Origin of the sequence: uncultured Campylobacter sp., from assembly GCF_938045205.1 — a bacterium.
Lineage (GTDB): Bacteria > Campylobacterota > Campylobacteria > Campylobacterales > Campylobacteraceae > Campylobacter_B.
On sequence record NZ_CALIMY010000156.1, the window covers coordinates 1 to 11,350 of the forward strand.

Here is an 11,350-nt window from a genome sequence, read left to right on the forward strand (position 1 = left end):
GGGCTGTCTTGTAGAATTTGGGTAAAATTCCACAGCCTTGTGCTACTTAAATTTTATGAAATTTTGCAGCTTGTGCGCGACGCGATAAAATGCATGGAGCTAAAACGGCAATCGTGCGGTAAATTTCATAAAATTTAAGTAGAGAGGCGCAGCAAAATCCGATATAATTCCGCGAAATTTTATAGGATTTCACGAAATTCTAGCAGGCGCTTGTATGCACTTTGCGGCGTATGAGCGGTTTGCGATCGTAATTGCGAGAATTCTGACAGGCGTTCATAGCACGTGCCTGCGTGATTTGAAAAAAAAGGACAAAGATGGAGCTTGAGCTTTGGCAGTTTGCGGTGCTTTTTGCAGCGGCGTTTTTCGGCGGATTTATCGACTCGATCGCGGGCGGCGGCGGGTTGATTTCGCTGCCTGCTCTGCTTGCCGTGGGCGTTCCGCCGCATGTAGCGATCGCCACAAATAGATTTCAAGGCAGCTTCGGAAGCTTCACCGCCGCTTTAAATTTCATCCGCAAGGGCTACGTCGATGCGGCGGAGATCCTGCGCGGCGTGATTTTTACGTTCGTAGGCGGGCTCGTCGGCGCTTATGTCCTGCTCCTAATCGATGCGAAATTCCTAAACTATCTCATTCCGATCCTCCTGCTGGCGCTTTTCTTTTATATGATTTTTTCGCCGAACCTAGGCGAAGCGCCCGCCAAACCCAAGATGTCAAAAAAGAGCTTTTACGCGATTTTTGGGCTTGTTTTGGGCTTTTACGACGGATTTTTCGGCCCGGGTACGGGCTCGTTTTGGACGTTTGCACTCGTGGGAATTTTGGGGCTTTATATGAAAAAGGCGGTCGCACACACGAAGGTTTTAAATTTCACCTCAAACATCGTCTCTTTGGGCGTTTTTATCATCGGTGGGCAAATTTTATGGCTCGTCGGAGCGGTGATGGCGGTCGGACAGATCGCGGGCAGCTTCGCAGGTTCAAGCCTCGTGATGAGATGCGACGTGAAATTTGTGCGCAAGATGCTTCTGCTCGTCGTTGCCGCCACGATTTTAAAGCTACTTTACGGACTGATTGCAAATTAATTACAGACCGGTTGAGGGCCGATCGCGGGTTAATTTCAAGCCAAAATCATAGAATTTTATACAGGATTTCGTATAAAATTTCGCGTAAAATTTTATGAGCCCTCGCTGATTTGCCGCAATGACGCTGATCTTGCTGCCGTAGTAGCGCAGATCTTGCTGTAGGGTCGTGCCAGTCTCGCTTCGATGGCGTCGATTTTATCGTAGCTTCGCGCTGATCTTGTCGCGACTACGCTAATTTCCCGCTGCTGCGATGTTGATTCTATTGGCGTTACGTCGGAGGTCTCGCTTGTCGTGAGGTCTTGATTTTATTGTTTCGATATCGTCGATTTTGCTTCGCTACATCGACAACTTCGTTGCCGCGCTTGCTACTGCGAGGATTTTAATTGCATTGCGCGGTGTCGCACTGTTTTTTATGACGGCGCTGTTCTTTCTGCTGCGATGGTGGCGATTTTGGCGCTGCTTTTACCGTCCCGTCGCCCGTATCACTACCGTGGGGGGCTTGGTTTTACTGTCGCGATATCGCGATCTTGATGGTGCAAGGATTTGATTTACTGCACAACGATGCCGATGAAGTTTCGTCCATTCGCATCAGTCAAATTTAGCCACACTGCCCGTATCTATTTCGTCGTATCGCCATGCCATTCATTCGGTGCCGCCGATAGAGTCGTTGTATTGCCGAGCGCGCGGCGTTATCGTGCTCGTGCTATGAAATTTTATATGTTTATGCCCACAAAATTTTAAAATACCGCTCCATAGATCATTTCGCCGTGCCGCCCGTACGTACTACCAAATCCACTCGCAGCGATTAAATTTAGTCGCACTTTCATGCGCTGTTTTCTGCGCCCATCAGCTATTTTAAATTTTGCCGTTTCGCCGCCACGGCTTGCTATTCCGCGCTAGCTCCTCGCTATATTGCTCGCTGTATTTGTGCGATAAATTTAACCGTATCGCTGCGCATCTGTTTCGCCTCGCCCGCCGAAATTTAGCGACCTCTCGCGTCAATTAAATTTTATCGTACCCACAGCATCCACGCCCGCTCGCCCGCGAAATTCTGCCGCCTAAAACAAAGTTAAAATATTTTGCGATAAAATGGGCAAAATTTTTCACAAAGGATTTACTATGCAGATCATTTCAACTCCCTATGCGGCACAGGCCATCGGGCCGTACTCTCAGGCGATCAAGGCTGGCGGGCTTATCTTTACCTCGGGGCAGATCGCGCTTAAGCCTGACGGCGAGTTCGTCGCGGGCGGCGTGGAGGCGCAGAGCAGGCAGGTTTTGCAAAACCTTGCCGCGATCCTGAAAGAAGCGGGCGCGACGCTGCAAGATGCCGTCAAAACGACGATTTTCCTGGCCGATATGGGCGATTTTGCCGCGGTGAACGAGATATACGCAGCGGCGTTCGGCGAGCACAAGCCGGCTCGCAGCACGGTGCAGGTCGCCAAACTCCCCAAAGGCGCGCTTGTGGAGATCGAAGTAATAGCGCTGGCTAGGGCTTAGCGCTAAATTTAGATCGCTAGAACTCTGCCGGTTCGCGTTTGCGGTTAAAATTTAGACGCGGGCTGCTCGAAATTTTAAACGGCTCGCTTTGGTTTTGAAGCTACGCGTGCTTTTAAATTTAGATTTTCAAAGCCGCGCCAAACGCCCGTGGTTTTATGCAAACAGCGCGTCCGGTGCGCTAGGGCGTTAAAATTTCTCGCTCGAAACGGGATCAAAACGATAGAAAAACTTATTCAAAAATCTAAAAATATCACGGTCTCGGGGCGCAGCGACATAAAGCCCGCGTGGATCGCGTAGGCACAGCGGCGGCTCGGTTTCGCGCTGCCTGCGGGCTACAAGCAGATGCTACTAAGATACGCTAGCGTGAGCGCGGCGGGGACGGAACTAAAAACGATCGCGCCGCCAGAGTTTGCGGATAGTGCCGATGCCGACATCTGCTACACGTATGAGATAAATCTGAAAAATGGGCTATTCGCCGCGGATTAGCTTGTGTTTTTGCAGCTCGAGGACGAAGAGTATTATTTTAAAATTTCGCCCGCAAGCGACATAGCGGACGGCTCGCCGAATACGGCGCGCAGCAAGACGGCGAAGAGTACGAGCGGCGAAACTGCGGGCGCGGCAGCGCGCGATACGGTCGTCGCGACGGTAGCCGACGGTGCGGAAAATAGGGCATCGGACGATGAGGCGCGCGCGGAGAGATCGCCAGATGCGTCGCGCAATATGAATGCTGAAACGACGTGCAAAGCTGCGAGCGCGACAACAAGTGAGGCGGCAAGTGGAGCGACGAAAGATATAGCAAGCGAGGCGGCAGACGACGCGCCGTGCGAATACAAGGTCTATGTACGCGACTACGCGCAGAGTGAGGATAGGCTTTTTGCGGACGATTTTTACGGGTTTTTGGAAAAATTTTAAGACGAAATTAAGGCAAAATCAGGAGAGGTGAAATGGGACTGTTTGACATTTTTAAAAAGCAAAAATTTGACGTCGACGTGCGCTCGGACGACATTTTTATCGGCGGCGTAAACTGCGAGTTTGATCTGGCTAAATTTAACGAAGCCTTGGGACAGCCGCGCGTGATCGATGACGGGGAGGGCAAAAGTCGCTATTTTTGGGATGAGGCGGGGATTTTCGCCTTTGTGCGCGTAGGAGAGTTTACAGAGCCGAAGCTTACCGAGATGATTTTGATGCTTGAGGTCGCAAAGGGCGTGCAACACGAGGTTCCGCGCAAGCTCTACGGCGGCGCATTCACGCTTGAGGGTAGACCGCCGCTTGAGACCGTGCCAGAGCAGGAGCTGCGCGGCGCATATATATTTTTGGAGCTTAGCCTGGGCAAATTTGAAGTTTCGCTAGCTCTCGCGGAGACCGTGCAGGAGCGCATAGGCGCGATGGACTTTGCCGAGCGCTTCGCTAAGCGCGACACCGACGAGATCGCAGACATCGTGCGAGCTGCGAAAATGCCGATAGGGCGCGTTTGCATCAATCAAAAAGAGAAAAAGCTAAAGCGCAGGCCGAGCGATAAATTTAAGCTTCCGCGCGCGGCTGGCGAGACGCTAGCGTTTAAAAATTTCAATTTCAAAATCGCCGTGATGAACGAGCTGATGTATGAAAAAGCCCTGCTACAGCCTAAATTTGACGTGTTTGAGTACTGCGAGGAGCGCGGCATCGATCCGTATGCGGATTTTGGTGCGCTGCCGCAAGCCAAAAAGTGGTTTAAGGACTATCCGGTTCCTGCGGATTTGGCGGAGCAGGTGAGCGAGCTCTATCTTGACGGCGGGAACGAAATTTACCTGCAAATCGCGCCTGATTGGGACGGCGAGGACGAGCTTTTTGACATCAAAAACATCGATACCGCCGAGCTTGCGCCCTTCAAAAATCTTAAAAAAATCGAGACGACCGGCATCGGCATATCTAAAAAGGCGCGAAAAACCTGCGCGGATGCGGGGATTACGATAGTTGATTGAGCAGGGGAATGGACGGACTTTGAGCCATACAGTGCGCGGTTTAAAAAGCTGAAGTAGGCTTTTAAACTGCGGTACGCTCTTAAAAAGGTCGCATTTGCCGTGTCACGGAAAATTCCGGGCAAAATTCTACTTATATAGTGTTATGAATGAGCCTTGAAAGCGGCTTTAACAAGGCGCTTGGTTTCTTTATTTGGCGTGGTTACAAGCTTTAAGGAAGCTCGTTTGCAGCATAAGAGCTGCGTCGCTAAATGTGCGAGATGAGTGTGTTACGCGAGTAAAAATAGTTCGCTTTTTGATTTTGGAAAAAATCGCTGCGTAGCAAGGGGATTAAATTTACCGCTTTTAAATTTTAAAATTTACAAAGAGCGGCGCTTGCGGCTTTGAATGTGCGGCTAAATTTAGATTTCATAAAAGATTAAATTCTAAGCGCGGTTAAATTTGCGTCTTTAATTTTTGCTTGTAGCCTGTGTCGCACTGCAAAACAGAGTGCGAAAATAGATCGCATTTGCGCGCGATCAGCGCGGATCAAATTAAAATTTCGTCTTTGGAATTTAGTCTGAATTTGCGGCTCACATCAAAAGAGATGTTTTCTTGCAAGCCGATTGAGGAGTTAGAAAGTGTCTTGAAAGCCAGCATCGACGGCTTAGAAAGTATTTTGAAATCCGCGCCAAGAGTTGTGTTTTAAAACAACAAGGCGCGGCGCTACTTTGCTGTTTTAAAACGCCGCTTCGAGGCTAAATTTCATAGCCGCATAAAGCCGTCGTCGTAGCTGCCTTCTAGCTTGCGGCGCATATCCTCGCGCCATTTTGGCGTAAGCGTCGTAAGCAGGTTAAATTTTGCTAACAGCCCTTCATCGATACGCTCGCCGTAAAATAGACGGTTAAGCTCCATCACGCTCATCATAGCGGGGTCGCGCCCCACGACGTAGATCTCGTCGCCTGCGCGGCACGAGCCAGCCTCCAGCACGCGGTAGTACCAGCCGGTAAGTCCGCTGCGCGCGATCTCCGCCGTCATCTCCGCGTTACCCCAGCGCATCGAGAGCTTGTAGCAGGGCTTGCGCGGCTGGCTTACTTGCAACACCAGCGAGCCTATGCGGTGCACATCGCCGATGCAGACGTTTTGTTCGTGTAGTCCGCTGATCGTGAGGTTTTCGCCCATTGCACCGTAGGCTAGATTTTTAAGCCCCAAAAATCTCTCCCACGCAGCGTAATTTTGCAACGAGTTGGCAAAAATTGCCTTTTCCGTGCCGCCGTGATGCAGCGTGTCGGCTACCGCGTCGCCATCGAACCCAAGCTCGTTCGCGCGCACTTCGCCAGCTCTAGCTTGCTTAAAAATCGCCGTCTCCCAGCGCCTTTTTAGAGGCTGCGTGGCGCGCTCGTCGCCGTAAGCGCGCGGTTGCCCGGTTAGCAATGCCTTTAAAACGGGCATTCTTTACTCCTTAAAATTTGCATCCGTTCTCCTTAGATCATAAAATTTAGGCAAGAATTTTAGCTCGAAAAGAATTTTAAAATTCTAAATTTTGCGGCGATTGTGCGCTAAATTTCAAGTGCGGGCTTGAAATTTAGCGTGCGGCGTTATTTGTAGTCGTTCGCGTCGTAGCTTTTGCCGTCGTTAAAGTCGCTCAAAAGCCGCACGACGACGGGGCTAAGTAGGATGATCGCTATTAGGTTTGGGATCACCATCAGTCCGTTAAACATATCGGCTAGCCCCCAGACGAGGTCGATCTTTTGCACGCTTCCTATGAATACGAATGCGACGACTAGAATTTGCAAGAGCTTGACGAATTTTGCGCCCAGGAGGTATCGCACGTTGATCTCGGCGAAGTAATACCAGCCCAAAATCGTGGTAAATGCGAAGAAAAACAGACAGATCGCCACGAAGCCGTAGCCGCCGCTGCGACCTAAAATTTGCGACCCGAAGGCTTCCTGCACCAGCGAGATGCCCGAAAATACCGCCTTGCCGTTTTCGAAGGTGACTACGTCGGTGCTGAGCACCACAAAAACGGTGATGTTAAGCACGATGAATGTATCGATGAAAACGCCCATTATGCCGAGCACGGCTTGATCTACGGGGTGTTTGACGTTCGCTGCGGCGTGTGCGTGCGGCGTCGAGCCCATGCCCGCTTCATTTGAAAAGAGCCCGCGCGCGATGCCGTATCTCATTGCAGTAGCGATCGTAGCGCCCGTAGCGCCGCCCCAAGCAGCCGATGGATCAAATGCGGCTTTGAATATCAGCGCAATGACGGATGGAATTTTATCGAAATTTGAGCCGATGATGACGAGACCGACTAGCACGTAGCAGATCGCCATTAGTGGCACGACCTTTTCGGCTACGCGCGCGATCGCTTTGACGCCGCCGAAAAAGATGACGCAGCAGATGAGTGCTAAGGCTGCGCCGCTCACCCACTTCGGAATCCCGAATGCGCCGCTAAAGCCGTCGGAGATAGAGTTTGCTTGCACCATATTGCCCATGAAACCCAAAGCAAAGATGATGGCTAGCGCAAAAAACGCCGCTAAAGGCTTGGCAAAGGGGCTTTTAAGTCCGCGGCTGATGTAAAACGCGGGCCCTCCGATCATATGTCCGCTATCGTCCTTGGTGCGGTAAATTTGAGCTAGGCAGATCTCTGCGAAATTCGTCGCCATGCCTAAAAACGCTGCGCACCACATCCAAAATATCGCGCCCGGTCCGCCCATGACTAACGCGGTGCTGGCGCCTACCAGGTTGCCCGTGCCGACTTGCGCCGCGATCGCCGTAGCGACGGCTTGGAACGAGCTCATGCCGCTTTTGCCTGCAGCCTCGCCGTGCAGGGAGAAGTTGCCGAAGAGCTTGCGCGCGCCCATTCTAAATTTAAAAATTTGCACTAAATGCAAGCGCGCCGTAAAATACGCGCCGGTGCCGCAAAGTAGGGCGATTAGAAAGTACGGACCCCACAAAAAGGAGTTGATCGCGTCAATTGTGGCGGTGAGTTTGTCGAGAAAATTTTGCATGATCTTTTCCGTGAATTTAAGATGCGAAAATATATTTTAAAAACTCTTAAATTCCTATAAATCGAGGTAAATTTAAGCAAAATTTTAAAGCGTTTTTATAATTTTACTCAAGCATTAAGCAAAGCGGTATGTGCTGTTTGCTCTGCATGCCAGCTTGCCAGATAATCAGCTTAGAATTCCCGCCTTAGCTGTCGAAATTTGCAAAGCAATCAACTGAAATTTTAAGCCTTATTATTCATCACTGCCGATGATTTTGAAAACGAACATCTTGCACGCGTTACAAAAGGCGGGAATCAGGCTAAATAGGCGCCCTTTAAGGCTCCAGCGGCTTTTATACATTTTCAGCATTGCAGCCTCTTTGGCGAAGCAGATATGCGCACTATCCCAGCCCTGCACCTCTGCGCCGCCGCCGATGCCCATTTTAAAGGGTGCGTTTTGCATGTGTTTCATCGCGTCATGGCGCCTAGAGTCGAATTTCCTAACCGAAAACTCGCTCATAAAGTCGCTCAGCACGTAGCCGCGGAATTTTTGCGCAAGCGCGATAAAAAATTTTTTAAATTCCTCCTTTTCAAAATACATACTCACCCCCTCTAAAATGAAGATGTAGCCCGCGCTGCCGTGCTTTGCGACCAGCTCGTCCATCCATGAGTGATCTAACATCGAGTAGGGCAAGCTAAAGTTGTTCTGAGCTTTGGGTAGCAGAGCGTCGCGTATGGCGATGACGTCGGGCAGATCGAGGTCGTAAAATAGGGCGCTCGGTAGGGCTTTTTGCAATCTAAGTGGGCGGGTGTCGAGCCCGGCGCCAAGTTGTACGATGATAGGGCGGTCGAACTCCGCCGCGAGTCGCAGCGTCTCGTCGTCGAAAAATTTCGCGCGGATCACCGTGCCCGTCTTGCTAAGGCGCGCGTCGTTAAATTTCGCAAAATCATAATCGATCTGCTCTACGACGGCGCTTGAAAACGGATCGTTTAGGATCGGATCCGCGTCTTTGAAATCCAAATGGCGCATATAGACATTGATTAGCAGCGTCTCGGAGACGTTATCTTTAAAATTTAACTTTTGCATGAAGCTCCCTCTATTGCGGTATTGCTGCGAGCAAAATACCGCTTATTTTTAATATGCATTATTATATCCTTGCTAAATAAAATTTCAATAAAATGATATGAATTTTTATTTAAAGGCAGAATTTTAAATTCGCGCCACGGGTTTTGGCTATAATTTCGCCACATAAGGCTCAATAAATTTTTGAAATTTTACGCGATGCAAAGCGCGGGTAAAATTTAGAATTTTAAAAGCTATAAAATTTATTAGCTTAGGCGACCTAGATGCGCAGCCATAGTGCGGATGGTAAATTTAATCCGCGCAGCTTTATCTTTGTCTAAATATTTCATTGTATAATTCTTAGCTTTTGGAGGTTATATGGAAAAATCGCGGCTGGGACTACTGCAAACCGAGGCTATCGCCACGCTTAGCGACGAGGAGCTTGCAATGTTCGAGCACCAAGTCATCAAAAAAGGCTATGTTTTTTATAGCGAGGCGCCTAAAGTTTTTATTTTTAAAAGTGGACAGGCTAAGCTTTCGTTTTTTGAAGACGGCGAAGAATTTATCATCAACTACCTAAACAAGGACAATATTACCATTCTCAATGAAATTTGCGCGCTTGAGTTTTTAGAGGACAGCGAGATTTACACGATCGATGCGAGCGGACTAGGGGAGATCTTGGCAAATCGCAGCTTTTGCGAGGCATATATAAAAATTTTAACAGAGATAATTCTGCTGCAGCGCAAAATCACGCGTTCCATACTTTTTGAAAATGCAAAAGGGCGCATCGCGAGCTTTTTGATCGAGCTTGCAAACGAGCAGAATTTTCATCAAAATGGCTACAAATACGTCTTTTTGCCCTTTTCGCTAAAGGTGCTTTCATCCTTCGTAGGGCTCAAGCGTCAAAGCGCGAGTACCGCGTTTAACGAGCTTGTAAAAGATAACGTAATTCAAAAAATCAGTCAGCACGAGTTTTTGATCCTGGACTACGATAGATTGCTTAGTTACTGTGTTTAGGCGCGGGCTAGAATTTTTAAAGCATTTATGCGGCTTACGTTACGGCTTAGGCGCGAAATTTTGTCTAAAGTTACGGCGTAGAATTTTGCCTAGATTTACAGCGCAAAATTTTTATCAAGAGCTTGGTTTTGTAATTTCATCCCGAATTTCATTAGGATTTCGTCTAAAATTTTGGATCAAATGAAATTTTACGCATCGGAATTTTTAAAATTTAAGAAACTAAAAATGCGCGGCAAAGTGCCGCGCCATATTTTGTTTATATCGTGCTGAAGCGCGATAGATTAGTCTTTCTTTTTCATATCGTATTTATTTACCATAAATCCGACCAAGCCTACGAAAAATAGACCGCCGCAGATGTTACCTAGCGTAACCGGGATCATATTTTTAACGATAAAATTTCCCCAGTTTATTGAATCTATTTGAGCTGCCGTTACACCGTGAAGCGAGCTTGCAAGAGCATTTACATCGCCACCTGCAGCCGCAAGGTAGTGGCCTTTAGCGATGATACCTTCGGTTAGGATAAACATATTTGCCACGCAGTGTTCCATCGAGCAAGCTACGAATGCGCCGATCATCCACATAATTGCAAAGAATTTACCCGATAGATTACTCTCGCTGGTCGCAGTCCAGATAGACATACATACAAACACGTTACAAAAAATTCCGCGGATGAATAGCTCATGAAAAGGTGCGTTTATTTTGCCTGCTGCTGCAGGAATGAAGTGCTGCAAGATGTAGCCGTCATATTTAAGCGGAAGTCCTGAGTAATAATACATATACGCGATTAACGCACCGCCTACAAAGTTAAAGCACCAAACGATAGCCCAATAGCCGATTGTTTTACCTAGCGGTAATTTGCCATCGGCAGCAGGTACGCCCGTTAAAACCGAGCTGGTAAATAGATGCCCACCGTAAAAAACCACCATCATCAGACCGCAGCTAAAGGTAATACCACCGATGAAATTCGATAAGCCAATAGATTGCTTTTCAGCCATTCCGACGGTCGAGTGAGCCCAGAAAATATCGCCCATAGCGATTGCAGCGCCCGCCATTATAGCTAGAAAAATTATGCTAATTAGCGGGGTATGCGCCTTGTGTTGCATCGAACTAGACACCGCTTGCGCGGTTTCTGCAGGATTTAACATTTACTCCTCCTCATTTAAATTTGAATCAATTTCTAAGATACGCTCATAAGCTTTTTTCGCGCTTTTTTTTGCGCTCTCGCTTAGCCCTTCTTTAAAATCAAGGACATTATCGAGCAGCACGCTTATGCCCAAAAACAATGTCTTTGGGCAAATTTTGCGCAAATAGCTTAGAAGCACCGGCGTAGGTAGGTTATGCGTCGAGTAGATATAGTCGCGATCGTTGCTGAGGTCGAAAAATTCTATCTTATCCTCATCAAAGCCGCTCATCGCATCTACTACGATCAGAATTTCAGGGGCGAATTCCCTAAGTGCTGCAAATTCGTTTTCGGGCACATCCTGCCCATAAAAAACGCGCCAGTCTTTTAGATTCGCCTCGACTATTCGCCCTGTTTCATTGCCCACGTCGTCGTCGCCGCGAAGGGGATTGCCGATACAAAGCAACGCCTTTCGCATCAAAAATCCTTCCTTAGCACGAAATATCCTTCGCGCATATTTTTTAGCAGATCTTTAAGCTCACATTCGCAAAGCTGAGGGATTAGCTTAGCTGCGTGCTCGGCAAAAATTTCAATCTCGAAATACTTGCTTAGGTTACCGATCTTAAATTTAACGTAGTCGCCCGAGTTCTC

The 11,350-nt window shown here is 48.4% G+C and carries 11 protein-coding genes; 6 read left to right on the forward strand and 5 right to left on the reverse strand.

All coding sequences use genetic code 11. The annotated features are described in order from the left end of the window. Positions 1 to 314: 314 nt before the first annotated feature. From Q0198_RS09480 to Q0198_RS09500, 5 genes are all read left to right on the forward strand, one after another. Complete coding sequence (locus Q0198_RS09480; RefSeq protein WP_297897422.1) at positions 315 to 1,076, forward strand: TSUP family transporter; 762 nt, start codon at positions 315 to 317, stop codon at positions 1,074 to 1,076. Positions 1,077 to 2,195: 1,119 nt separating this feature from the next. Further along, complete coding sequence (locus Q0198_RS09485; RefSeq protein WP_297897425.1) at positions 2,196 to 2,573, forward strand: RidA family protein; 378 nt, start codon at positions 2,196 to 2,198, stop codon at positions 2,571 to 2,573. Positions 2,574 to 2,915: 342 nt separating this feature from the next. Beyond that, the gene (locus Q0198_RS09490) at positions 2,916 to 3,059 is read left to right on the forward strand and encodes a hypothetical protein (protein ID WP_297897428.1); all 144 of its coding nucleotides are present in this window, start codon (positions 2,916 to 2,918) and stop codon (positions 3,057 to 3,059) included. Positions 3,060 to 3,062: 3 nt separating this feature from the next. After that, positions 3,063 to 3,485: a hypothetical protein gene (locus Q0198_RS09495; protein ID WP_297897430.1), complete on the forward strand. Its 423-nt coding sequence runs from the start codon at positions 3,063 to 3,065 to the stop codon at positions 3,483 to 3,485. A 32-nt stretch (positions 3,486 to 3,517) separates the two neighbouring features. Beyond that, positions 3,518 to 4,534: a hypothetical protein gene (locus tag Q0198_RS09500; protein ID WP_297897434.1), complete on the forward strand. Its 1,017-nt coding sequence runs from the start codon at positions 3,518 to 3,520 to the stop codon at positions 4,532 to 4,534. 741 nt (positions 4,535 to 5,275) lie between these two features. Here Q0198_RS09500 and Q0198_RS09505 read toward each other — a convergent pair. The 3 genes from Q0198_RS09505 to Q0198_RS09515 form a co-directional block, all read right to left on the reverse strand. Next, positions 5,276 to 5,962, reverse strand: coding sequence for an MOSC domain-containing protein (locus tag Q0198_RS09505; RefSeq protein WP_297897436.1), 687 nt, complete (start codon positions 5,960 to 5,962; stop codon positions 5,276 to 5,278). 146 nt (positions 5,963 to 6,108) lie between these two features. Then, positions 6,109 to 7,521, reverse strand: coding sequence for a sodium:alanine symporter family protein (locus Q0198_RS09510; protein WP_297897439.1), 1,413 nt, complete (start codon positions 7,519 to 7,521; stop codon positions 6,109 to 6,111). 231 nt (positions 7,522 to 7,752) lie between these two features. Beyond that, complete coding sequence (locus tag Q0198_RS09515) at positions 7,753 to 8,586, reverse strand: class I SAM-dependent methyltransferase (RefSeq protein WP_297897441.1); 834 nt, start codon at positions 8,584 to 8,586, stop codon at positions 7,753 to 7,755. Between the two features lie 354 nt (positions 8,587 to 8,940). Here Q0198_RS09515 and Q0198_RS09520 point away from each other — a divergent pair, with 354 nt between their 5' ends. After that, the gene (locus Q0198_RS09520; protein ID WP_005871915.1) at positions 8,941 to 9,579 is read left to right on the forward strand and encodes a Crp/Fnr family transcriptional regulator; all 639 of its coding nucleotides are present in this window, start codon (positions 8,941 to 8,943) and stop codon (positions 9,577 to 9,579) included. Positions 9,580 to 9,860: 281 nt separating this feature from the next. Here Q0198_RS09520 and Q0198_RS09525 read toward each other — a convergent pair whose 3' ends face one another. Together Q0198_RS09525 and Q0198_RS09530 are read right to left on the reverse strand one after the other, a co-directional pair. After that, on the reverse strand, positions 9,861 to 10,724 hold the full coding sequence (locus tag Q0198_RS09525) for a formate/nitrite transporter family protein (protein ID WP_005871911.1): 864 nt from the start codon (positions 10,722 to 10,724) through the stop codon (positions 9,861 to 9,863). Beyond that, complete coding sequence (locus tag Q0198_RS09530) at positions 10,725 to 11,177, reverse strand: hydrogenase 3 maturation endopeptidase HyCI (RefSeq protein WP_297897443.1); 453 nt, start codon at positions 11,175 to 11,177, stop codon at positions 10,725 to 10,727. It lies immediately after the preceding gene. Between the last annotated feature and the right edge of the window lie 173 nt (positions 11,178 to 11,350).